Source organism: Streptomyces violaceus (assembly GCF_036014075.1).
Lineage (GTDB): Bacteria > Actinomycetota > Actinomycetes > Streptomycetales > Streptomycetaceae > Streptomyces > Streptomyces violaceus.
Genome location: NZ_CP107911.1, coordinates 4040700 through 4066367, shown reverse-complemented (window position 1 = coordinate 4066367; position 25668 = coordinate 4040700). Strand labels below are relative to the sequence as shown.

10 protein-coding genes are annotated in these 25668 nt (G+C 73.2%); 7 read left to right on the top strand and 3 right to left on the bottom strand.

Annotated elements, in window-relative coordinates; translation table 11 throughout:
- Positions 1–6: 6 nt before the first annotated feature.
- The 7 genes from OG542_RS18210 (at position 7) to OG542_RS18180 (ending at position 21428) form a co-directional block, all read left to right on the top strand.
- A complete protein-coding gene (locus OG542_RS18210; protein ID WP_328412164.1) occupies positions 7–5202 on the top strand; it encodes a non-ribosomal peptide synthetase in 5196 nt (1731 codons plus the stop codon).
- The gene (locus tag OG542_RS18205) at positions 5199–16139 is read left to right on the top strand and encodes a non-ribosomal peptide synthetase (RefSeq protein ID WP_328412162.1); all 10941 of its coding nucleotides are present in this window, start codon (positions 5199–5201) and stop codon (positions 16137–16139) included. The genes OG542_RS18210 and OG542_RS18205 overlap by 4 nt, the downstream gene beginning before the upstream one ends.
- Positions 16136–17140 (top strand): ornithine carbamoyltransferase, encoded by a 1005-nt coding sequence (locus tag OG542_RS18200; protein ID WP_328412160.1) that lies wholly within the window; start codon positions 16136–16138, stop codon positions 17138–17140. The genes OG542_RS18205 and OG542_RS18200 overlap by 4 nt, the downstream gene beginning before the upstream one ends.
- The gene (locus OG542_RS18195) at positions 17137–18477 is read left to right on the top strand and encodes an MFS transporter (protein ID WP_328412158.1); all 1341 of its coding nucleotides are present in this window, start codon (positions 17137–17139) and stop codon (positions 18475–18477) included. The genes OG542_RS18200 and OG542_RS18195 overlap by 4 nt, the downstream gene beginning before the upstream one ends.
- Complete coding sequence (locus OG542_RS18190; RefSeq protein ID WP_328412156.1) at positions 18474–19415, top strand: TauD/TfdA family dioxygenase; 942 nt, start codon at positions 18474–18476, stop codon at positions 19413–19415. Before OG542_RS18195 ends, OG542_RS18190 begins: the two co-directional genes overlap by 4 nt.
- Positions 19416–19425: 10 nt before the next feature.
- A complete protein-coding gene (locus OG542_RS18185; RefSeq protein WP_328412154.1) occupies positions 19426–20076 on the top strand; it encodes a 4'-phosphopantetheinyl transferase superfamily protein in 651 nt (216 codons plus the stop codon).
- A 365-nt stretch (positions 20077–20441) separates the two neighbouring features.
- Positions 20442–21428 carry a TauD/TfdA family dioxygenase gene (locus tag OG542_RS18180; RefSeq protein WP_328412152.1) on the top strand — a complete coding sequence of 329 codons (987 nt, stop codon included), beginning with the start codon at positions 20442–20444 and terminating at the stop codon, positions 21426–21428.
- Positions 21429–21513: 85 nt separating this feature from the next.
- Here the strand turns inward: OG542_RS18180 and OG542_RS18175 are convergent, their stop codons facing one another.
- The 3 genes from OG542_RS18175 to OG542_RS18165 form a co-directional block, all read right to left on the bottom strand.
- Positions 21514–22119, bottom strand: coding sequence for a class I SAM-dependent methyltransferase (locus OG542_RS18175; RefSeq protein ID WP_328412150.1), 606 nt, complete (start codon positions 22117–22119; stop codon positions 21514–21516).
- 130 nt (positions 22120–22249) lie between these two features.
- The gene (locus OG542_RS18170; RefSeq protein ID WP_328412148.1) at positions 22250–24751 is read right to left on the bottom strand and encodes an FtsX-like permease family protein; all 2502 of its coding nucleotides are present in this window, start codon (positions 24749–24751) and stop codon (positions 22250–22252) included.
- Positions 24745–25503 (bottom strand): ABC transporter ATP-binding protein, encoded by a 759-nt coding sequence (locus OG542_RS18165; RefSeq protein ID WP_328412146.1) that lies wholly within the window; start codon positions 25501–25503, stop codon positions 24745–24747. Before OG542_RS18165 ends, OG542_RS18170 begins: the two co-directional genes overlap by 7 nt.
- Positions 25504–25668 lie beyond the last annotated feature (165 nt).

The window sequence follows — 25668 nt, the reverse complement described above, 5'->3', positions numbered from 1 at the left end:
CACCTGTTGAACGCCGCACAGTTGCCGGGGAACACCCTGAGCGGAACCGTCCCGCCCACCCTGCCCGCGCTCTTCGCCGCGCAGGCGGACCGCACGCCCGGCGCGGCTGCCGTGCTGGACGGCCCACGCACGACGACCTACCGGGACCTGGCCCACGCCGCCGGGCGCACCGCGCGCTTCCTGCGCTCGCAGGGCGTGGGCCCGGGCTCCCTGGTCGGGGTGTGCCTCCCCCGGGGCACCGAACTCATCGCCACACTCCTCGGGGTGTGGCAGGCGGGCGCGGCCTATCTGCCGCTCGACGCCGGTCATCCGCACGGGCGCCTCAGATCCCTGGCCTCCCAGGCCGGTGCCGAACTCGTCGTCACCACAGCAGCACTGCGCGGGCCGCTCGGGGAGGACGGCCCGCGCGTCCTGAGTGTTGAAGAGCTGACCACCGCAGCCGAGGACGGCCCGGCCGGCCCGACCCCGGCGGACCCGGTCTCGCTCGCGTACACGATCTTCACGTCCGGTTCCACGGGCGCCCCCAAGGGCGTACAGATCACCCACGAGGGCATCGCGAACCGGGTCGCCTGGGCCGTGCGCGCCCAGCGGCTCGGCGCCGGCGACCGGATCCTGTTCAAGACGTCCGTCGGTTTCGACGCGGCAGGCTGGGAGATCTTCGCGCCGCTGGTCTGCGGAGCGAGCGTCGTCGTCGCGCCGGACGGCGCCGAGAAGGACCCCGCCGCGCTGCTGAAGGCCGTCGCCGACGGCGGCGTGACCGTGCTGCAGCTGGTGCCGTCCGTGCTGCGCCTGCTGGTCGAGGAGCCGTCATGGGAGGGCTGCGGCGCGCTGCGGCTGCTCGCGTCGGCTGGTGAACCGCTGCACGCCGAACTCGTCGAGCGGGTCAGGGCGCTGGCAGGCCCCGGCATCGAGGTCTGGAACACGTACGGGCCCACGGAGTGCTCGATCGACATCACCGCCCACAAGGTCGACCCGGCGCAGAAGGCCGGGCCTGTCCCGATCGGCCGGCCGCTCACCGGGATGCGGGTCCTCGTTCTCGGCGCGGACGGCCGCCTCGCGCCCAAGGGCGTCACGGGAGAGCTGTACGCCGGCGGCGTCGGCGTCGCCCAGGGCTATGCGGGCCGCCCCGGCCTCACGGCGGAGCGGTTCGTGCCCGACCCGTACGGTCCGCCCGGCGCCCGCCTCTACCGCACCGGCGACCTGGTGCGCTGGAACGCGGCCGGTCTCCTGGAGTACCAGGGCCGTGCCGACGGTCAGCTCAAGGTCAACGGCGTACGCATCGAGCCCGGCGAGATCGAGGCCCAGCTCGGCGCGCACCCCGAGGTCACGGGCGCGGCCGTCGTGGCGTTCCGCACGGAGGAGGACGCGGTACGCATCGGTGCCGCCGTCACCACGCGCGGCGAGCTCACCGGGAGCGACCTGCGCCGCTTCCTGCGCACCCGGCTGCCCGACAGCCATGTCCCCTCGCTGTTCCGCACGTTCGACGAGCTGCCCCTGACGCCGAACGGCAAGATCGACCGCGCGGCTCTGACCGCCGCCCTGGAGCAGGGCGACGACCTCACCGGGCAGGGCGCCTACATCGCCCCGCGCAACGCGGCCGAGGAGAAGGTCGCCGAGGTGTGGGCGGCGCTGCTGGGACGCGAGAAGATCGGTGCCACCGACGACTTCTTCGCCCTGGGCGGCACGTCGCTGCAGCTCACCCGGCTCGCGGCCCGGCTGCGCGCCACCGGTGTCACCCTGTCGATGCGCGGCCTGTTCAGCGCCACCACGGTCGAGGCCCAGGCCCGGCTGATCGGCGCGCTGGACGCGGACAGCACCCCGATCCCGGCGGTCGACCGTACGGGCCGCCTGGCGCTCTCGTCCGGGCAGCGCAGGCTGTGGTTCCTGGACCGGATGGGTCCGGGCAGCCGCGAGTGGGTCGCCCCGCTGATCCTGCGCCTGCCGGCCGCGACCACGCCGGAGCAGCTGCAGTCGGCGCTGACCGCGCTCGGCGGCCGTCACGAGGCGCTGCGCACGCGGTACGTCGACGAGGGCGGCGAACCCCGTCAGGTGATCGGCGCCGCGCACCCCGTGGAGCTACGGGTCGTCGACACCGGGCGTGAGCGGCTCGCCGAGCACTTCGAGGAGCAGTTCGCGCGCGGCTTCGAGCTGGTGACCGGACCGCTGTGGCGGGCGCTGCTGGCCCGGATCCCCGGCGAGGACCACGTGCTGCTCGTCACCCTGCACCACATCGCGTGCGACGGCTGGTCCACGGTCGTCCTGGAGCGCGAACTGCAGGAGCTGTGCGCCGCCGCCCGGGAGGGCCGCGAGCCCGTCCTGCCCGCGGTCACCGTGCAGTACGCGGACTACGCGGCCTGGCAGTCCGGACGGCAGACCGACGAGTTCGTCGCGGGCGAGCTCGCCCACTGGCGCACCGCGCTCGAGGGCATCGCCGCGCTCGACCTGCCCGCCGACCGGCCCCGGCCCGCCGTGCGCGACCCGCGCGGTGGGGTCGTGCCGGTCCGGATCGAGCCCGGCCTTGCGGCGGCCGTGGAGCGGCTGAGCCGGAAGAACGCGGCGACCGAGTTCATGACGCTGCTCACCGCGTTCGCCACGGTGCTGGCGCGGCAGACCGGCCAGTGGGACGTGCCCGTCGGCACCCCGGTCGCCGGCCGCACCCGGCCGGAGCTGTCCGGCACCGTCGGCTTCTTCCTCAACTCCCTGGTGGTGCGCTGCGGGCTGAGTCCCGAGCTGCGGTTCGAGGAGGCCCTGGGCCGGGTGCGGGCCGCCGCGACGGCCGCCTTCGCCCACCAGGAACTGCCCTTCGACCGCCTGGTCGACGAGATCCAGCCGGAACGCGACCTGTCGCGCACGCCGCTGTACCAGGTCGCCTTCGACATGCACAGCGAGGGCGTCACCAGCATCGCCACCGACGCCGCCGACCTGCGCGCCTTCGCCGAGTCGTGGACCGTCGCCAAGACGGACCTGTCGGTGTTCATCGGGCGCTCGGCGGACGGCTCCCTGGAAGGGGTCCTGGAGTACGCGGTCTCGCTGTTCGACGCGGCGACCGTGGAGCGGGTGCGGGAGCAGTTCGTGCGCCTCCTCGAAGAGGTGACCGCCGACCCGTCGGCGCGCCTGGCCGAGGTCCCGCTGCTGTCCGACGCGGAGCGGCACCTGATCGCCACGGAGTGGAACGCCTCCGCCGCGGACTTCGGTGACGCGAGCGTGTGTGCCCGCTTCGAGGAGCAGGCCGCCCGCACGCCCGGGGCGCCTGCGGTCGGTTTCGGCGGTGAGGTGGTCACGTACGCGCAGCTCGATGTGCGGGCCAATCAGATCGCTCACCATCTGCGTGCGTCGGGCGTGAGTGGTCCGGGTGCCGTGGTGGGTGTGCTGCTCGACCGCGGCCCGAACCTGGTGGCGAGTCTGCTGGGGGTGTGGAAGGCGGGCGCGGCGTACGTCCCGATCGACCCGTCCTACCCGGCGGAGCGCATCGCCTCGATGCTGGAGAGCGCGGGTGCGGGCACCGTCCTGACGCATTCCACGTACGCGGATCGGTTCGGCGGCGATCCGGACGTGGTCCTGGTGGACCGGCATGCGTCCCTGATCGATGGGCGGCCTCGGTCGGCGCCGGAGCGTGCGGAGGATGGCGAGGCGCTGGCCTACGTCATCTTCACGTCGGGTTCGACGGGCCGGCCCAAGGGCGTGGCGGTCACGCACCGGGGTCTGGCCAATCACGTCGCCTGGGCGGCCCGGGATCTCGCCTCGCGGGGGACCACGGGTGCGCCGCTGTTCTCCTCGGTGGCCTTCGACCTGGTCGTCCCCAACCTGTGGGCGCCGCTGGTCACGGGCCAGCGGGTGCACACCATCGCGCAGGACACCGACACCGCCGACCTGGCACGGGAACTGTCTGCCGCCGGCCCCTTCAGCTTCATCAAGCTGACCCCCGGGCACGTCGACGTCCTGGCCTCCCAGCTGACCGCGGAGCAGGCCTCTGCCCTCGCGCCGGTGCTGGTGATCGCCGGTGAGGCGCTGACGCGGACGACGGTGGAGCGGTGGCGGGCGCTGGCGCCCGGGACCGAGCTCGTCAACGAGTACGGGCCGACCGAGGCCTCCGTCGGCACCTGCGTCTTCCCCGTCACCGACGCCGAGTCCGGCGAGGTCATGCCGATCGGCCGCCCGCTGCCGAACATGACGATGTACGTCCTCGACGCGCGGCTCGCTCTCGTACCCGTCGGGGTGCCCGGTGAGCTGTACGTCGGTGGTACCGGGGTGGCGCGCGGCTATGCGGGTCGGCCCGGTCTGACGGCCGAGCGTTTCGTGCCCGACCCGTACGGGCCGGCGGGCGCGCGTCTGTACCGCACCGGTGACCTCGTTCGTACCCGCCCCGACGGCGCCGTGGAGTTCCTCGGCCGCCTCGACGACCAGGTGAAGATCCGTGGCTATCGCATCGAACCCGGCGAGATCCAGACCGTCGTCGCCGAGCACCCGGCGGTCCGTGAGGCGGTCGTGGTGGCGAGTCAAACGGCGGCTGGTGACCATCAGCTCGTCGCGTACTACGTCCCGCGGGACGACGCGGACGTGAGCCCGGCCGACGAGCTCGCGGCGCACTGTGCCGCGCGGCTGCCGGAGTACATGCTCCCCGGCCACTACGTCCCGCTGGCCGAGATCCCCCTCAACGCCAACGGCAAGACCGACAGGCGGGCCCTGCCCGCGCCGGACGCCGGCGCCACGGACGCCCCGCAGGGCCGGATCGCTCCGCGCACCGCCACCGAGGAACGCCTCGCGGAGATCTGGACCGAGCTCCTCGCGGTCGAGCCCGGCATGACGGACAGCTTCTTCCACTCCGGCGGCAACTCGATCCTGGCGATCCGCCTGATCTCCCGCATCCAGGAGGAGTTCGACATCGACTTCACGGTCCGGGCGGTCTTCGAGGGCCCGACGGTGGCTCAGCTGGCCGTCGCCGTGGAACGGGAGATCTTCGCCGACCTCGACGGACAGGACGCGGCCGCCGCGCCACGCCTGTCGGACCCCGACGAGGCGGTGGACGCCGACGACCCGTCCGGCATCGCCGACCCGCCGGAGCCCGAGGACCCCTCGGAGCCCGACGACCCGTCCGGCCTGCTCCGGCCCGTGGACCTCGACGACCCGTCCGGTCTCGCCAACGCGTCCACCCACCCCGACCCCGCGATCAACGGCCACGCGCCGGTCAAGGAGACAGCATGAGCACCGGTGCCACCACGCCCCCGGGCATCGACACGGACGAGGCGCGCGACGCGATCGTGCGGCAGCGACTCGCCGGGCGGCGGCGTACGCGCAGAAGCGCGATAGCCAAGGCGGACCGGAACGCCCCGCTGCGCCTGTCGTACGGGCAGGAGCAGATGTGGTTCCTCAACCGCCTCGACCCCGACAGCACCCAGTACCTCGTCCCGCTGCTCGTCCGGCTGACCGGGTCCCTGGACGCCGGCGTCCTGGCCGACGCCTGGCAGCGGCTCACCGACCGGCACGAGATCCTGCGCACCCGGTACGGACTGCACGGCGAGGAGCCCGTGCAGATCGTCTCCGAGCGGGAGCGGGTCACGCTGCCCCTCGAAGACCTCACCCACCTGCCCGAGGACGAGCGCGAGGCACGCGTCCAGGCGATCGTCACCGGCGAGATCTTCGTGCCGTTCGACCTGGAGCGCGACCTGCCGGTGCGGGCCCGTCTGATCCGGCTCGGCGACCAGGAGCACGTGCTCGCCGTCGTCTTCCACCACATCGCCTGCGACGCCTGGTCCACCGAGATCGTCGGGCAGGAACTCAGCGCCCTGTACGCCGCCCTGGTGAAGGGGGAGGAGCCGCGGCTGCCCCACGTCGCCGTCCAGTACGCCGACTTCGCCGCCTGGCAGCGCACCGAGATGTCCGGCGCCACCCTGGAGCGGCACCTCGACCACTGGAAGGCCGAGCTGGCGGGCATCACCCCGATCGAGCTGCCCACCGACCGGCCCCGCAAGGCCGTCAGGGACGCGAGGGGTGACACGGTCGCCTTCTCCGTGCCCGCCGTACTTGCCGGGCGCGTGCGGGAGTTCGCCCGGGAGCGGGCCGCCACTCCCTTCATGGTCGTGCTCGCCGCGTTCCAGGGCCTGCTGGCCCGGCACACCGGCTCCGCCGACGTCACCGTGGGCACGGTCGTGTCCGGGCGGGGCCGCCCCGAGCTGCAGGGCATGCTCGGCTACGGCATCAACACGCTGGCACTGCGCGGCAGGTGGGCCGACGGCACCTCCTTCCGTGATCTCGTCGACGCCACCAAGGGCACCGTCCTCGGCGCCTTCGACCACCAGGGCGTCCCGTTCGCCCGGCTGATCGACGCGGTGCAGCCCGAGCGCGACCTGTCCCGCAACCCGCTCTTCGACGTCGCCCTGACCATGCACGGCGAGCGCACCAGTTCCTTCGCCCTGCCGGGCATCGCCGCCGAGCCGTACCGGGCCGAGGGCGACGCCGCCAAGTACGACCTCGACCTTCAGCTGCGCCAGGACGCCGACGGCACGCTGCACGGGCACCTGGAGTACGCCGTCGAGCTGTTCGACCGGGCCACCGCCGAGCGCCTCACCGGGCAGCTCGTGCGCCTCCTCGACGCGGCGACCGCGGACCCGGACGCCGACCTGGCTCAACTGGCCTTCCTCGGCGCGGACGAGGTACGGCTGCTCACGCAGGGCGCGGCCGTCACCGGCGAGGTCACCCGCACCGTCCACCGGGCCTTCGAGGAGCAGGCGGCCCGCACCCCGGACGCCGTCGCCGTGCACGCCGCCGGCGAGGAGCTGACGTACGCCGAGCTCAACGAGCGCGCCAACCGCGTCGCCCACCACCTCGTCGGCCTCGGCGTCGGCCAGGAGACCCTGGTCGGCGTCTGCCTGGAGCGCGGCGCCGACCTGATGCCCGCCCTGCTCGGCATCCTCAAGGCGGGCGGCGCCTACCTGCCGCTCGACCCCTCGCAGCCCGCCGACCGCATCGGCTACATGCTCCAGGACGCGGCAGCCCCGGTCGTGGTGACCGAACGCGCCCACGCGGAGCTGCTGAACGGTCTGCACGACGGGCCCGTCCTCGTCCTCGACGGGGAGGAGGACCGCGCCGCGCTGGCCGCCCGGCCGGTCACGGACCCGGCCCCGCGGACCGACGCCGACAGCCTGATCTACGTCATCTACACCTCGGGTTCGACCGGCCGCCCCAAGGGCGTCGGCCTCACCCACGCCAACGTGGAGCGCCTGTTCACGGTCTGCGCGGACCAGACCGGGTTCCGCACCGACGACGTGTGGACGCTGTTCCACTCCTACGCCTTCGACTTCTCCGTGTGGGAGATGTGGGGCGCGCTGCTGCACGGCGGCCGGCTCGTCGTCGTGCCGCAGGACGTCTCGCGCGACCCGTCCGCCTTCCTCGACCTGCTCGTCGAGCAGCGCGTGACGGTGCTCAACCAGACACCGTCCGCGTTCCGCGCCCTGGTCGCCGCCGCCCGCGAGGGCGATCCGCGCGTCGGCGAACTCGCCCTGCGCACCGTGGTGTTCGGCGGCGAGAAGCTCGAAGTCGCCGACCTGAGGGCGTGGGCGCACCGAGTGGGCCTGAACGCCCCCACGCTCGTCAACATGTACGGCATCACGGAGACCACCGTGCATGTCACGTACCACCTCCTCGACGAGGACGACCTCGCCCGGGGCTCCGTCAGCCCGGTCGGCGTCCCCCTCGACGACCTCGCCGTCCGCATCCTCGACGCGCACGGCAACCTGGCGCCGATCGGGGTGCCCGGAGAGATCCACGTCGCGGGCCGCGGCGTCGCCCGCGGCTATCTGGGCCGTCCCGCCCTGACCGCCGAGCGGTTCGTGCCCGACCCGTACGGGGCGCCCGGCGACCGTCTGTACCGCAGCGGCGACGTCGCGCGCCGCCTGGCCGACGGCAGCCTGGAGTTCCTGGGCCGCAACGACGCCCAGGTGAAGATCCGCGGTTTCCGCGTCGAGCTCGGTGAGATCAACGCCGCGCTCACGGCGCAGGACGGTGTGCGGGACGCCGTCGTCCTGGTCCGGGAGGACATCCCGGGCGACAAGCAGCTCGTCGCCTACGTCGTCCCCGCCGACGGTGCCGCCCCCGACGCCGCCGGGCTGCGCGCCCTGCTCGCCCGCGAACTGCCCGAGTACATGGTCCCGGAGACGTTCGTCGCCCTCGACGCGCTGCCGCTGACCGTCAACGGCAAGCTCGACGCCAAGGCGCTGCCCGCGCCCGCCGCGCGTGTGGCCGCGTCCGGGTACGCCGCGCCGCGCTCCGCCCTGGAGGAGCGCACCGCCGCCGTCTGGGGTGAGGTCCTCGGCGTGGACCGGGTCGGCGTCCACGACAGCTTCTTCGACCTGGGCGGGCACTCGCTGCGCGCCATCACCCTGGCGGGCCGGCTGCGCGAGGCGGGGCTCGACGTCAACGTCCGCGACCTGTTCGAGTACCGCACCGTGGCCCTGCTGTGCGAGCAGCTCGCCGACCGGGCGCCGGTCACCACCACCCACGGCGTACGCCCGTTCGCCCTCATCGGCGACGAGGACCGGGCCGGACTGCCCGAAGGCGTCGTGGACGCGTACCCGATGTCGCAGGTGCAGATCGGCATGGTCGTCGAGATGCTCAGCGACAGCGGCCGGCATCCGTACCACAACGTCACCTCCTTCCGCGTCCCCGACAGCCGCTCCTTCGACATCGAGGCGCTGCGCGCGTCGGTCGCTTCGGCCGTCGCCCGGCACGAGGTGCTGCGCACGTCCTTCGACCTCAACTCCTACTCCGTGCCCATGCAGTTGGTGCACGAGCAGGTCGAACTGCCTGTGCGGGAACGCGATCTGCGCGGCCTCGGCGACGAGGCGGTGCGGGACGCACTGCGCGCCTTCACCGCCGAGGAGCGCTCCCGGCTGATCCCGCTGGACAGCGCGCCGCAGCTGCGCCTGTACGGCACGGCCTGCGACGACGGCAGCTGGTGGCTGACGATCACCGAATGCCACGCGATCCTCGACGGCTGGAGCCACCACTCCCTCCTGATGGAGATCGTCGAGGGCTACCACCGGGCCCGCGACGGGCAGCCCGTGGACGCGCCGGCCGCCCCCGACGTGCGGTTCGCCGACTTCATCGCCGCCGAGGTCGCCTCCCGGGAGGCCGGCGAGGACCGCGCGTACTGGACCGGCATCATCGAGGGCCACACACCGTTCACGCTCCCCGAGGCCTGGGCGGGTGACGGGGTCGCGGGCGCCCCGCACCGGGTCAAGGTCCCCTTCCACGACCTGGAGCCGCAGCTGCGCGCCCTGGCGTCCACCGCCGGCGCCTCCCTCAAGAGTGTGCTGCACGCCGCCCATCTGAAGGTGCTCAGCACGGTCACCGGTGACGAGCGCTTCTTCACGGGCCTGGTGTGCAACGCCCGCCCCGAGGCTCTCGGCGCCGACGGCCTGTACGGCATGCACCTCAACACGCTGCCGTTCGCCTTCGACGGCGCCTTTGGCACCTGGCGGGACCTGGTGCACCGGGTCTTCGAACGCGAGGTCGAACTGTGGCCGCACCGCGGCTACCCGATGCCCGACATCCAGCGGCAGGCCGAGGAGGGGCAGCGGCTCGTCTCGGTCCGCTTCAGCTACCACGACTTCGACCAGGTCGACCGCGACCGGGTCGACTACCTGGCGAGCATCGACGACAGCCCCACCGAGTTCCCGCTCGGCGTCTCGGCCCGCCTCGGCCACCTGTTCCTGACCGGCGGCCGCAAGCACGTCTCCGCCGAGGCCCTGGACCGCCTTGCGGGCACCCTGCGCGAGGTCCTCGTGGCGATGGCCGCGGACCCGGAGGGCGACGCGAGTGCCTCGTATCTCCCCTCCGCCGCCAGGAAGACGCTCCTGGAACAGGGCACGGGCAAGCGTGCCGGCTTCGGTGACGCGAGCGTGTGTGCCCGCTTCGAGGAGCAGGCCGCCCGCACGCCCGGGGCGCCTGCGGTCGGTTTCGGCGGTGAGGTGGTCACGTACGCGCAGCTCGATGTGCGGGCCAATCAGATCGCTCACCATCTGCGTGCGTCGGGCGTGAGTGGTCCGGGTGCCGTGGTGGGTGTGCTGCTCGACCGCGGACCGGATCTGGTGGCGAGTCTGCTGGGGGTGTGGAAGGCGGGCGCGGCGTACGTGCCGATCGACCCGTCCTACCCGGTGGAGCGCATCGCCTCGATGCTGGAGAGCGCGGGTGCGGCCACCGTCCTGACGCAGTCCGCGTATGCCGACCGTTTCGGCGGTGATGTGGGTCTGGTTCTCGTGGACCGGCACGCCTCGCAGATCGACGCGCGGCCGCGGTCGGCGCCGGAGCGTGCGGAGGATGCCGAGGCGCTGGCGTACGTCATCTTCACGTCGGGTTCGACGGGCCGGCCCAAGGGTGTCGCGGTCACGCACCGGGGTCTGGCCAACCATGTCGCCTGGGCGGCGCGGGATCTGGCCTCGCGGGGGACGACGGGTGCGCCGCTGTTCTCGTCGGTGGCCTTCGACCTGGTCGTCCCCAACCTGTGGGCGCCGCTGGTCACGGGTCAGCGGGTGCACACCATCGCGCAGGACACCGACACCGCCGACCTGGCACGGGAACTGTCTGCCGCCGGCCCCTTCAGCTTCATCAAGCTGACCCCCGGGCACGTCGACGTCCTGGCCTCCCAGCTGACCGCGGAGCAGGCCTCTGCCCTCGCGCCGGTGCTGGTGATCGCCGGTGAGGCGCTGACGCGGACGACGGTGGAGCGGTGGCGGGCGCTGGCGCCCGGGACCGAGCTCGTCAACGAGTACGGGCCGACCGAGGCCTCCGTCGGCACCTGCGTCTTCCCCGTCACCGACGCCGAGTCCGGCGAGGTCATGCCGATCGGCCGCCCGCTGCCGAACATGACGATGTACGTCCTGGACGCGCGGCTCGACCAGGTCGCGGTCGGTGTCGCGGGTGAGCTGTACGTCGGCGGTACCGGGGTGGCGCGCGGTTACGCGGGCCGGCCCGGTCTGACGGCCGAGCGCTTCGTGCCCGATCCGTACGGGCCGGCGGGCGCGCGTCTCTACCGCACGGGCGACCTCGCCCGGACGCGCCCGGATGGCGCCGTGGAGTTCCTCGGCCGCCTCGACGACCAGGTGAAGATCCGTGGCTATCGCATCGAACCCGGCGAGATCCAGACCGTCGTCGCCGAGCACCCCGCGGTCCGTGAGGCGGTCGTCGTCCCGCACGAGACGGCGACGGGAGACATCCAGCTCGTCGCGTACTACGTCCCGTCCGGCGCGGGCACGAGTGCCGCCGAACTCGCCGAGCACAGCGGTGCCCGGCTGCCCGACTACATGCTCCCGGCGGCCTACATCGCCCTCGACGAGATCCCCCTCAACGCCAACGGCAAGACCGACAAGCGGGCCCTGCCCGCGCCGGACGACACGGGCCTCGACGGCGGCACGTCCCATGTCGCGCCCCGCACCATCACCGAGGCACAGGTGGCGGCCATCTGGTCACAGGTCCTCGGCCTGGAGCGGGTCAGCGTCCTGGACGGCTTCTTCGACCTGGGCGGCCACTCCATCCGCGCGGTCGCCCTGGTCGGTGCCCTGCGTGCGGCCGGATTCGACGTGGGCGTGCGGGAGGTCTTCGAGTACCGCACGGTCGCCGAGCTGAGCGAGTTCCTCACCGGGCGCCCGGCGCCGCAGGAGACCGCCGCGCCCGTCGAGCCGTTCGCCCTGCTCGCCGACGAGGACCGGGCCGGGCTGCCCGAGGGCGTCGTGGACGCGTACCCGATGTCGCAGGTCCAGCTCGGCATGCTCGTCGAGATGCTCGCCGACGACGAACGGCGGGTCTATCTGAACGTCGCGTCGTTCCGCATCACCGACGGCACCCTGTTCGACGCGGACGCCCTGCGCACCGCCCTCGACGTGGTCACGGGGCGGCACGAGATGCTGCGGACCTCCTTCGACCTGGACACCTTCACCCAGCCGCTGCAGATCGTGCACCCGAAGGCCAGGATCCCGCTGGCCGTGGAGGACCTGCGGCAGCTGTCGGAGGGCGCTCGCGAGCTGCGCGTACGGAACATCATGAGCGAGGAGCGGACCCGGGGGCTCGATCTCGCGGCGGCCCCGCTGCTGCGCATGACCGCCCAGGTCGAGGCCGACGACTCCTGGCGACTCGTCGTCACCGTCTCGCACGCCATCACCGAGGGCTGGAGCCACCGCGCCCTCCTGATGGAGCTCCTCGACGTCTACCGCGCGCTGCGCGAGGGCGGCGTCCCCGCTCCCGCCGAGCCCACGCCGGTGCGTTACGCCGACTTCATCGCGGCCGAACTGGCCTCCCTGGAATCAGCGGAGGACCGGACGTACTGGCAGGACATCATCGGCCGGTACGCACCGTTCGCGCTGCCCGCCGGCTGGGCCGGGGACCCCACCCAGCCGAGCGAGAAGTACCGGCTCGCCGTGCCCGTGCACGACCTGGAACCGCGCCTGCGCGCCCTTGCCACCCAGGCACAGGTGTCGTTCAAGAGTGTGCTGCTCGCCGCCCACCTGAAGGTCATGAGCACCCTCACCGAGGAGGACGGCTTCTTCAGCGGCCTGGTGTGCAGTGCCCGCCCGGAGTCGCCCGGCGCGGAACGCGTCTACGGCATGTACCTCAACACCCTGCCGTTCGCCTTCGACCGCACCGCGGGCGACTGGACCGACCTGGTCCGCCAGGTCTTCGCCCGCGAGGCCGAGGTCTGGGACCGCCGGCGATTCCCGATGCCCGTCATCCAGCGGGACGCGGGCGCCGGCCGCCTGCTCCACGTCCGGTTCAGCTACCAGGACTTCGACCACGTCGACGACAAGCTCGTCGACGCCGGGGCCAGTGGCGGCGAGGGCGGCACCGAGTTCGCCCTCGCGGTCTCCGCGGTCTCCGGGCACCTGCTGCTCACCACGCACACCCACGCCCTGGCCCGCGCGCAGGGCGAGCGCCTGACCGCCCTGTACCGGCAGGTCCTGGAGGCCATGGCCGGCGACCCGCGGGGCAGCGCCCAGGACACGTACCTGCCCGCACAGGAGCGGGAGTGGCTGCTCGCGCAGAACGACACGGCCCGCGACTTCCCGGAAGCGACCGTCCTGCAGCGCTTCGAGGAGCAGGTGACCCGCACCCCCGACGCCGTCGCCGTACGGCACGCGGGCGGCGAGCTGTCGTACGCCGGACTCGACGCCAGGGCCACCCGGTTCGCCTACCGGCTGCGCGCGGCGGGCGTCGGCGCCGAGTCCACGGTGGGCGTGCTGCTCGACCGCGGACCGGACCTGCTCGCGACGCTGCTCGCGGTGTGGAAGGCGGGCGGCGCCTACGTGCCGATCGACCCGTCCTACCCGGCCGAGCGCATCGCCTCCATGTGCGACAGCGCGGGCGCGCAGCTCGCCGTGACGCAGGAGGGCTACGCGGACCGTTTCCCCGCCGCCGTGCCGGTGCTGGACATCGCCCGACTGGCCGACGACGACGGCGAGTTCGGTGCGGTGGCCCGGGTCGACGACCCCGAGCGGCTCGCCTACGTCATCTTCACCTCCGGTTCCACCGGACGGCCCAAGGGTGTCCAGGTCCCGCACCGGGGTCTGGCCAACCACGTCGCCTGGGCGGCGGACGAGCTCGCCGTGCGGGGCACCGGCGGTGCGCCGCTGTTCTCCTCGGTCGCCTTCGACCTGGTCGTCCCCAACCTGTGGGGGCCGCTGGTCACCGGCCAGGCCGTGCACGTCGTCCCGCAGGACACGCTGCCCGCCGACCTGCCGGCCGCGCTGCTCGACGCCGGCCCGTACAGCTTCGTCAAGCTGACCCCGGGCCACCTGGACATCCTCACCGAGCAGCTCACCACCGAGCAGGTCGACCGGCTCAGCCAGGTCTACGTCGTCGCGGGCGAGGCCCTGCCGGGCTCCACCGCCAACCGGTCCCTCGAAGTCCTCGGCTCCGGCCGCATGATCAACGAGTACGGGCCGACCGAGGCGTCCGTGGGCTCCACCATCCACCCCGTCACCGACCACGTCGCGCTCGACGTCGTCCCGATCGGCCGCCCGCTGCCGAACATGACGGCGTACGTCCTGGACGCGGCGATGCGCGAGGTGCCGGCCGGTGTCGTCGGCGAGCTGTACGTCGGCGGCACGGGCGTGGCGCGCGGATACGCGGGCCGCCCCGGCCTGACGGCCGAACGTTTCGTGCCCGACCCGTACGGGCCGGCGGGCAGCCGCCTGTACCGCACGGGCGACCGGGTCCGGATGCCGGCCGACGGGAACATCGAGTTCCTCGGCCGCCTCGACGACCAGGTGAAGATCCGTGGCTACCGCGTCGAACTCGGCGAGGTGCAGGCCGTGCTGGCGGCCCACCCGGCCGTCCGGGACGCCGTGGTCGCCGTGCACGAGCCGACGCCCGGCGACAAGCGCCTCGTCGCCTACTGCGTGCCCGCGGAAGGACAGCGGCTGCCGGACGCCTCGGCTCTCGCCGGGGACTGCGGGGCGCTGCTGCCGGAGTACATGGTGCCCTCCGCGTTCGTCGCCCTGGACGCGATCCCGCTCAACGCCAACGGCAAGGTCGACCGCAAGGCGCTGGCCGCGCCCGACCGTTCGGCGATGCGCTCGGGCCGCGAGTTCGTGGCGCCGCGCACCGACACGGAACGCACGCTCGCCAAGATCTGGTCCGAGGTGCTGGGTGTCGACGAGATCGGCGTGCACGACGAGTTCTTCGAGCTCGGCGGGCACTCGATCCTGATGATCCAGGTGCTCGCGGCGGCCCGCCGCGAGGGCCTCGCGGTCTCGGTCTGGCGCATGTACCAGCACGGCACGCTCGTCGACCTGGCCGCGGCCATCGACGAGGACAGGGCGGCCGCCGCCGCGGAGGAGGCCGCCAAGGCCGCCAAGGCCGCCGAGGCGGAGCCCGCACCGGTCGAGGTCCCGGCCGAGCTGCTCGCCTCGCTCCTGCGGCAGGCCGCCGGTGGCGACGCCACACGCCTCACCGAGGGGCCGCTCGCCCAGGTCGCGGCCCTGCTCGGCGGCGGCGCGCAGGCCGCCGCCGAGGCCGGGGAGACGGTCGCTCTCGACGACCTGGACGCCCTCATGGCCGAGCACCGGGTGCCCGGTGTGAGCCTCGCCCTGCTCGGCGCGGACGGCTCGGTGCGCACCCACGCGGCCGGCGTCCTCGCGGTGGACGGCGACCGTCCGGTGACCCCGGACACGCTGTTCCAGGTCGGCTCGATCAGCAAGCACGTCGCGGCGTTCGCGACCCTGCGGCTCGTCGCGGAGGGGCGCATCGGCCTCGACGACTCCATCGAGACGCACCTAACGTCCTGGAGCCTCGACGAGCTGGACTCGGCGCCCGGCGCGGTGACCGTCCGGCACCTGCTCGGGCACACCGCCGGGCTCGCCCGGCACCGCAGCGTCGGATTCCCGCCGGGCGGCGAGGTGCCCACCCTGCGGGACCTCCTCGACGGCACGGGCGCCGTCTCGACCCCGCGCGTACGCCGCCAGCTGGTGCCCGGCTCCACGTTCCGCAAGTCCAGCACCCACTACTGGGTCCTCCAGCAGCTCCTCGAGGACGTCACCGGTGAGGCGTTCCAGGACCTCGCGCACCGCCTGGTCCTCGCGCCGCTCGGCATGACGGGCAGCAGTTTCGACCAGGACTTCCCGCGCACGTCGGGGCGGCCGGTGGCACTCGGCCACCACGTCAAGGGCGTGGCCATGGAAGGGGGCTGGCGTGAACGCGCCCACCTCGCCGCCGCCGGACTGTGGACGACGGCCGAGGACATCGCCCGGCTCGCCCGGCAGGTGCGGGCCTCGCTCCTCGGCCACGAGGGGGCCCTGCTGCCCCGCGCCGTCGCCCAGGAGCTGCTCGCCACCCACCCGGGCAGCTTCTACGGCCTCGGCACCATCGTCGACGACACCGGTGGCGACGCCGAGTTCGGCCACGGCGGCGAACCCGCCGGCTACTGGAACCTCTCGCTCTCCCATCTCGGCAGCGGCGCCGGCCTGGTCGCCCTCACCAACTCCGACAGCGGCAAGGGAGTCGTCAAGCATCTGACCGCCCGGCTCGGCAAGCACGAAGAGACCTTCGGCAAGGGCGAGTTGATGGCGGACTGGGCGGCCGCCGGCACCGGCTCCGCCGCCCCCGCCGATCATCCGCTGCTCAGCCCCGTCGTCACCGACGAGGAGCGGGCATGACCACCCACGGCCCGCGAACGGCCACCATCATCCAGGAGGACCCTGTGCACCACCCCCGCACACGCCACCTCATCTCCGTGGACGACCTCACCGACGACGACCTGCGCACCCTGGTGGCGGACGGTGTCGCCTTCCGCGCCGCCGACCGCAAGGGCGGCCCGAAGCCGCTGCGGGACGAGGTCGTGGGGATCTATTTCAGCAAGACGTCCACCCGCACCCGCACCGCCTTCTCCAGCGGCGCCCTGCGCCTGGGCGCCTCCGTGATCACCTACGGGCCCGGCGACCTTCAGCTCAACACCGGCGAGACCAGCGAGGACACCGGGGCCGTGCTCTCCCGCATGCTCGACGTCCTGGTGGCCCGCACCGCGGGTGACGAGGCGGAGATGCGGGCCTGGGCGAGCCAGCGGCGGATGTCCGTCGTCAACGCGATGAGCGCCGGCGAGCACCCCACCCAGGCCCTCACCGACCTCACCACGCTGAGCGCGCACTTCGGCCGGCTGGACGGGCTGCGCGTCCTGTACGTGGGAGAGGGCAACAACTCGGCGTCCGCGCTCGCCCTCGCCCTGAGCCGCTTCCCGGGCACCGAACTGGAACTGCGCACCCCGCCCGGCTACGGGCTCGACCCGGCCTATCTGGCACGGGCAAAGGCGCACGCCGCCCGCACCGGTGCGAGCGTGCGCGAACGCCACGACATGGACGACCTGCCCGCCGACGTCGACGCCGTCTACACCACGCGCTGGCAGACCACGGGCACCACCAAGCCCGACCCCGACTGGCGGGACGTCTTCGCCCCGTTCCAGGTCAGTGCGCGGCTGTGGGAGACCAGCCCCAAGGCCGTGTTCCTGCACGACCTGCCCGCGCACCGCGGTGACGAGGTGACCGCCGAGGTGCTCGACGGGCCGCACAGCATCGCCTTCGAGCAGGCCGAGAACAAGATGCACAGCGCGATGGCCGTCCTGAAGTGGTGCCGGGCAGGCGGCCAGCCGGCACCGGGAGAGTGAGCGTCACCGACGGCCGGACGGCTCCCGCGCACCCGCAGGCGAAGGGGCCGGATCCGGTCCCGCTGCGACGCAACCGCGACTACCTCATGCTGTGGAGCGGCGCCGGGCTCACCCTGCTCGGCTCCCGCGCCACCTCGGTCGCCTACCCGCTGCTGCTGATCTGGTCCACCGGATCGGCGGCGGCGGGGGCGATGGCCGCCTTCGCGGCGCAACTCCCGCACCTGATCGTGCAGTTGCCCGCAGGTGCGCTCGTCGACCGGTGGAACCGGCGTCGCACGATGCTCGTGTGCAGCGCGGGCTGCGCCGTGTCCACGGCGAGCGTGGTCGCGGCGGTCGGGGTGGGCCAGGTCCATCTGGCCCACCTGGCGGTGGCCGCGTTCGTCGAGGGATCGCTGATGGTCTGCCACCGCCTCGCCGAACGGGCCTGCGTCCGCCAGGTCGTGCCGGCGTCGCAGCTCACCGCGGCGCTCGCCGGGAACGAGGCCCGGGGACGGGCCGCGGGCCTGCTCGGACAGCCGCTCGGCAGCGCCGCGTTCGCCGCCGCCCGGTGGTCGCCGTTCCTGCTCGGGAGCGTCACGCACCTGCTGTCGCTGCTCGCAGTCCTGTGCGTCAGGGCGCCGTTCGGCGGCAGGCCGGCGGCCGAACGGCGCAGGCTCGGGCCCGAGATCGCCGAGGGGCTGCGCTGGCTGTGGCGGCGCCGCTTCCTGCGCCGGATCACGCTGCTCATCTCCGGCAGCAACGTGATCTTCCAGGCGCTGGCCCTGCTGCCCGCCTTCGTCCTGTACGAGGACGGGCTCTCGCCCGCGACCGTCGGCGTGATCGCGGCGATCAGCGGGGCGGGCGGCGCCGTCGGCGCCCTGTGCGGCGGCTGGGCCACGCGCCGCATCGGCCTGGCCGGCCTGGTCCGCGGGGCGCTCGTGGTGTGGGCGCTGCTCGTGCCCGCCCTCGCCCTGACCCGGTCGCCGCTGCTCCTCGGAGCGCTGCTGGCCGGAATGAGCCTGGTGGGCGGCGCCGTCACCGTCGCCGGCGGTGTCCACCAGGTGCGCACCACGCCCGATGCCCTCCAGGGCCGCGTCAACAGCGCGCTGCAGCTGGCGGGTTCGGGTGCCAACGCACTCGGCGCGCTCGCTGGGGGAGTGCTCCTCGACTCCCTCGGCGCGGCCCGCACGGCCGCCCTGCTCGGTGTGGCGATGGGCGTCCTGGCGCTCGTCGCCGCGGCCTCCGCACTGACCCGCCTCCTCGCCTCCGACGAACAACAGGCCTCCCAGGAACAGCAGGCCTCTCAAGAGCAGCAGCAAGAGCCCATACGAGAACAAGAAGGAGAACGCACCTCATGAACGCAACCCTCAGTTGGACCCCGCTGGTCATCACCCCGCAGAGCGCCGGGGTCGAGGCCTCGGCCGCCGGGCTGCTCAAGGTGATCGGCGACACCGCCACCATCGACGACCAGCTCGTCAAGGAAAAGGCGCTGATCTTCCGCGGCTTCGGCGTCACGCAGGAGGAACTCGACCCGGTCATGGACGAGCTGCTGCCCAACCGGCTCGCCTACGTCCACGGCAACTCGCCGCGCACCAAGGTCGGCAAGAACGTCTACACCTCCACGGAGTACCCGCAGGAGTTCACCATCTCGATGCACAACGAGATGTCGTACGCCCACGCGTGGCCGGCCCGCCTGCTCTTCTTCTGCCAGAAGGCCGCCGAGACCGGCGGCGCCACCCCCGTGACCGACTCCGCCCTCTGGCTCCGGTCCCTGGACCCGGAGGTCAGGGAGGCGTTCAAGGACGGCGTCTGCTACCAGCAGAACCTGCACGACGGCCTCGGCCTCGGCAAGAGCTGGCAGGACACCTTCGAGACCACCGACCGCGCCGAGGTCGAGGCCTTCCTCGGACAGACCGGCGCCCAGTGGGAGTGGAAGCCGGACGGCTCGCTGCGGGTGCGCCAGATCCGGCCCGCGACCGCTGTGCACCCGGTGACCGGCGCGGAGGTCTGGTTCAACCAGTCCGACCAGTGGCACCCGGCGGGCCTCGGCGACGACACCGCCGCCGCGCTCGCCCAGATCATGCCGGCCGACGAACTGCCGCAATCCGTCACGTTCGCCGACGGCACGCCCATCCCCGACGAGTACGTCCTCCAGATCCGTGACCGGGGCCTGGACGCCGCCGTGAACTGCGACTGGCGCACCGGTGACCTGATGCTCATCGACAACATGCTGGTCTCGCACGGCCGTCGGCCCTTCACCGGAACCCGCCGCGTGCTCGTCGCGATGTCCGACTGAGGCCCGATGAGTGCCGCTGAGCGCGAGTACCGCGCTCTGTGCGACAGCGGCGGCGCCCACCTGCGGCAGGGCGCCACGCACGACCCGCCGTCCGCCGCCGACCCGCGGCTGCTCTCCGTGGCCGGACCCGCGGTGCCGCACCGCAGGTCACGGCCGAACGGACTGCGTCACGCGGGCGCCCGCACCGCCGCACGCCGGGTGCTCGCCCGGCGTCCGGGGGCGGCGCCCGCGGGCATCCGGTCCGGGACGCCGTCACACCCGTGGTGCGCGGATTCCCGGCACGGCAGGACCGTCGCCACGTGGCTCGTCCTGGCCCCGGCCGAACTCACCCATCCGGACAGCCTGCCGGACGACGGTGTGCGAAGCCGCCGTCCTGCGGTGCTGGACCCGCAAGGAGGCAGTCGTGAAGGCGATCGGCGTCGGCATCACCCGGGATCTCACGTCCCCGGAGGTCCACCCGGAGGACCCGGGCCCTCTCGTCGTCTCCGGTGCGGCGGACGGCGGCGGCGACCGGCTCGTCGAGGACGTGCCGAGCCGCAATGACCTCTTCACGGCGCTTGCCGGGCCCGTGGGCCGTGCGGGTCCCGCCGTCCTGCGCACGCGTAAATCCGCGCTGTCCCGTTCCCTGCTCGAACCGTTCCTGAGGACTGAGCAGGAGTGAGCCTGATCAGCCGCACGCCCCGAACGGTCTTGAGCGCACTGGTCACCGGCGTACTCAACCCCGAGGCGGCGACACGCATCCCGTGCGTGGTCCGATCCCGGGAGGCCGGTTCCCTCACGACCTGGCCATATGGATACGGCCAGAGGCGACGGGGAGGCCCCGAACCATCACTCCGGTGGAGCGGGGGCCCCGCACACTGGCGCCGTACCCGGCGTCCCAGATCGCACGATCACGTTAGCCCGGTCGTCCCAGGACACCGCAAGCCCACAAGCGGATCATCACACGATCGAGCTAACTCGACCTCCTTCGCACTTCCCCGCGAGCAGCTACCACCCCTTTACCTCCTCCAGGAGCTGACCACCACCATGACCACCCACGCGATATCCACCCCGACCGGCATGCCGGCCCAGGGAATCGACCTCCCGGGCCATCTCCCCAAGGTCTTCCTCGCACCCGACCCCTCCGTGGAGATCGGCGCGTACCTCGCACAGCACCGGGCGGCTGTCCGCGCCGCCCTCGTCGAGCGCGGCGCGGTCCTGCTGCGCGGCTTCGCGGTCGACGGCGTCGACGGTTTCAACGGCTCGGTGCACGCCCTGTCGGGCACCCCGCCGCTGACGTACGCGGAACGCTCCTCGCCGCGCTCCACCATCAAGGGGCAGGTGTACACCTCGACCGACTACCCGGCGGACGAGGAGATCTTCCTGCACAACGAGAACTCGTATCAGTCGGTCTGGCCGCAGACCCTGTACTTCTTCTGCATCGAGCCCCCTCACACGCTGGGCGCCACCCCGCTCGCCGACATCCGCGCCGTCCACGCGGCCATCGACCCCGACGTGCGGGAGGAGTTCACCCGGCGCCGCTGGCGTGTGGTGCGCAACTTCCACGAGGACTTCGGGGTGCCGTGGCAGCAGGCCTTCAACACCGACGACAAGGACCGCGTCGCCGCGTACTGCGCGGGCAAGGGCATCGACGTGGAGTGGACCGCCGGCGGGCTGCGCACCACGGCCGTGCGCGACGCGGTGCACCGGCACCCGGTGACGGGGGAGACCGTGTGGTTCAACCACATCACGTTCTTCCACGTCAGCACGGTCGCCCCCGATGTGCGCGACGGACTTCTGGAGATCTTCGCGCCCGAGGACCTGCCCACCAACTCCTACTACGGGGACGGGGCGGCGATCCCCGACGATGTCGTCGCCCACCTGCGCCAGTGCTACCGGGACGCGAGCACCCGCTTCGACTGGCAGCGGCACGACGTCCTGGTCGTCGACAACATGCTGGCCGCGCACGCCCGTGAGCCCTTCACCGGCCCGCGCAAGATCGCCGTGGCGATGGCGGAGCCGTCCGACGGCTGACGCCAGGGGGCGGCCGCCCCCGACATCGATCCGCCGCTGTACCTGTGTCAGGTACAGCGGCGGACTCATGCGCCCTGCGGGGGATTCAGCAGCGCATGCCTGTGCTCGCCGCGGCACGCGCACCGACCTGCGCGGCGAGGAGATCGATGGTCGCGGGCGACAGGCGGGGGCGTGGACGCCGGGCGTGATAGACGAACGCCGGCGGCAGATTGCCCCACACCGTGCGGCCCGGCACCACCTCTTCGAAGGAGGAGCCGAGCATGCGCCGGAAGCGCCGTGCGGACGACAGATACGTCGCGTGCACGTAGCCGAAGGTCGTGAACGCCCCCTGCGGTGCCAGGACCCGGTGTACGGAGTCGAGCGTCGTGCGCTGCGTCGTAGGGTCCAGGCTGGCCCAGGGCAGCCCGCTGATGACGGCGTCCGCCGCACCCAAACCGCGCTCGGCGAGCAGCCGCGGCAGCGCGGCCGCCTCGTCGTTCAGGACCCGCACGCGCGGGAAGCGCTCGGCGAGCGACGACGCGAGCCGGGGGTTGATCTCCACGGCCAGGTGATGGCCGCGACCACCGAGGAGTTCCTGGATCACTCCGGTGAACGCCCCGGTGCCGGGCCCGAGTTCGACGACCACCGGGTTGCCGGACTCGGGCACGGGCAGGGCCACCTCGGTGGCCAGCCGGCGCGAACTGGGAGCCATGGCACCGACCTGCCGGGGACTGCGCAGGAACTCTCTGAACAACGACCCGGGTGCCGCGGTCTCACTCGTCAACTTCTGTGCCTCTCGGGCTCGTAGGGATCGTGGATCGGCCGGTGCGTCTCCGGCGGGCCTACTCGCGCATGCCCGCCAGCTCCACCGGTCGGGTGCGCAGGGCGAACGACGCGGGCAGGGTGGCCGCGAGTACCGCGAGGAAGGCGCTCGCGGCGATCACCGCACCCACCGTAGGCCAGGGCACCACGATCGCGGAGCTCACGTCCAGCAGGCCGAGGGCGGTGCGGACGCCTAGCAGGTTCACCGCCGAGACGGCGGCGCCGAGCACCGCGCCGACCACCACGACCATCACCGACTCGACGGCGACCAGACGCAGTACCTGGGTCTTCGTCGCGCCCGTCAGGCGCAGCGCGGCGAGGTCGCGGACCCGGTCCGTGGTGGCCATGACCAGCGTGTTGGCAAGCGCGATGCCCGTGTAGACCAGGGCGATGGCCAGGATCATCAGCAGGCCGAGCCGGGTGGACTCGCTGGAGCGCGGGTAGTGCGCCTCAATCCACTGCCCGGCGCCGAGCACCTCGACGCCGCTCGCCTCGGCCGCCGCGCGCAGCCGCCGGTCGACGGCGGCCCGGTCCACGTCGGAGGCGACCTTGATGTCGACGCGGTCGACGCCCGCGCCGGCGGCGTTGCGCGCGGTGAGGTACACGCCGTTGTTGCCGGTGCCGATCCCGAGGACGGCGGCGATCCTGAGGTTCACCTTGCGGCCGTCGCCCAGCCAGACGGGCACCCGATCGCCGACGCGGGTGGTCAGCCATTCCTCGTTGACGACGATGCTGCCGTCGTCGAGGTCGGCCAGTTTGCCTTCCACGACCGGGAGTTGGGACACCACGGACAGGTCCGTGCCGCTGTCGACGGCGCGGGCCTCGGAGCGGACGAGGGCGGTGCCCTCCTCCAGGACGGTCACCCCGGTCGAGCGGGACGTGCTGACCGTGACGCCGGGGACGTCACGGGCCGCCCGGACGAACCCGGCGGGCAGTGCCCGGCCCGCGTCGCCCGACGAGACCACGTAGTCGGCCCGCATCTGGGTACGGGCCTCGGCGGCCTTGGCCTCGTTGATGGTGGCGGTCGTGCCCATCAGGGAGCAGGCGAGCGCCACGGTGATGATGACCGGCGCGGCCACGGCCGCCGTCCGGCGCACCCCGGCCGCCGCGTTCTCCCGCGCCAGCATGCCCACGGCGCCCGGCAGCCGGGCGGGCAGCCAGGTCAGAAGCCGGGTCAGCGGCCGCACCAGCAGCGGCGCGAGCAGGGCCATCGCCACGATGAGCAGCATCGGCTGGGTGATGTACGTCTTGCGCTTCAGCACATCGCCGGGGTTGTCCACCAGCGCCGTCACCAGCAGGCCGAGGCCCGTGAGCAGCACGGCGGCGGCCACCAGGAGGCGGCTCCACGGCATGGTGCCGCTGTCGACGGCGGACTCCCGCAGCGCCGCCGTCGGGCCGGTCCGGCCCGCGCGGAAGGACGCCACGACGACGCCGCACAGGGCCACCGTCAGGCCGGTCCAGAAGGCGACGTGGAGCGGCCAGGCCTGCTCACCGATCCGGAACCAGGTCGGGGCGAGGCCCTCTCCCGACATCCACGAGGCGAGCCGCGGCGCGGCCCACCGGCCCAGCCAGCACCCCGCGCCCGATGCGAGCACCCCGATCACCAGGGCCTCCGCGTAGACCATGCGCCGCACCTGACCGGGTGTCGCGCCCGCCATCCGCAGGAGTCCGAACTCCCGCCTGCGCTGCGCCACCGCGAAGGTGAACGTCGAGGCGACCACGAACACCGACACGAACGCGGTGATGCCGGCCGCGGTGCCGAGCAGGGCGTTCACGGAGACCAGGGCCTCCTTGTCGCGGTCCGGGTCGGGGTCGGCGCGTCGCCGGTCGTCGCCGGCGAGGACGGTCATGCCCGAGCCGGTGCCGAGCGCCGCGCGGACGGCGGCCGGGTCGGCGTCCACCGTCACCCGGTCGATGCGCGGGGACAGGCGCGCGGCCTCGGCGGCGGTGAAGAACACCGCCGACTCGAAGCCGGCCGCCGGCACCGTGCCGACCACGGTGTGGGTGCCGGCGCCCTCGGGCGTGACGACCTGGATCCGGTCCCCGGCGCGCACCTGCGCACCGGGCCCTGTGGTGACGACGACCTCGCCGGGCGATGTGGGGGCGCGTCCGGAGGTGAGGCGGTACGGCGTGGCCGCGGCGATGGCCCACGAGTGGCCCACGAGCGTGGTGTCCGCACCGACCCGCCGGTCCGCGTCCGGCACCGAGACCGGGAACGTACGGTCCTCGGCGACGGGGCCCACCGTGGCGAGCTCGGCGGCCAGCTTCTCCGGCACCGCACGGGGGTTGGTCAGCGTCGACGTCCGCACCCCGATCGGGGTGTCGGCCTTCACCTCGTCCGTGCCCTGCACCACGACCCGCGCCTCGGCGAAGCGTTCGGTGCCCCGCTCCGGCGCGTCGAACGTCGCCGCGAGCGCGAGGCCCGTGGTGGCGATGAGGCCGACCCCGAGCGCGAGCGCGACGAACGAACCGACGAACGTGACCCAGCGGGTGCGCATCCCGCGCAGCGCGAGACTCAGCACGACGCCACCGCCGAGGCCTTCGACGGGATGGCGCTCAGGGCGGTCATCCGCTGGGCGACCTGCTCCGCCGTCGGCGTGTACAGCTCGCCCTGGACCGTGCCGTCGGCGAGGAAGAGCACCCGGTCCGCGTAGGAGGCGGCGACCGGGTCGTGCGTCACCATGATCACCGTCTGGCCGCGGTCGACCATCGTCCGCAGCAGCGTCAGCACCTCACGGCTCGTGGTGGAGTCCAGGGCGCCCGTCGGCTCGTCGCCGAACAGCACCTCCGGCTGGGTGACCAGGGCGCGGGCGAGCGCCACGCGCTGCTGCTGGCCGCCCGACATCTGGCTGGGGCGGTGCCCGGCGCGCTCGCGCAGGCCGACCTGCTCCAGGACGTTCAGGACCTCGGACCGCCTGGGGCGGCGGCCCGCGAGCCGCAGCGGCAGCCCGACGTTCTGCTCGGCGGTCAGCGCGGGCAGCAGGTTGAAGGCCTGGAAGACGAACCCGATGCGCCGCCGGCGCAGCAGCGTCAGCTTCTTCTCGCTCAGCCGGGTCAGATCGGTCTCCCCGAGGAAGACCTGGCCCGCGGTCGGCCGGTCGAGCCCCGCCGTGCACTGCAACAGGGTCGACTTGCCGGAGCCCGAGGGGCCCATGACGGCGGTGAAGGTACCCCGCGGGATGTCGAGGCTGACCTGGTCGAGGGCGGTGACGGCGTTGTCGCCCGTCCCGTAGGACCGGGTCACGGAGCGGAGCCGGACGGCTGCTTGATTCATGGTGTCCACTCAATCGGGCCCGCGCGACGGTGACATCGCAGCGGGACGGAGTCTTGGGGGTGGAGGTAGCTCCACCCTCCTGTGCACGATGTCTGCACCCGGCACGGAAAGGCAGAGCTCAGGGCGGCAGGAACCTGCACCGGCAGCGTCCTGCCCGCGCCCTCC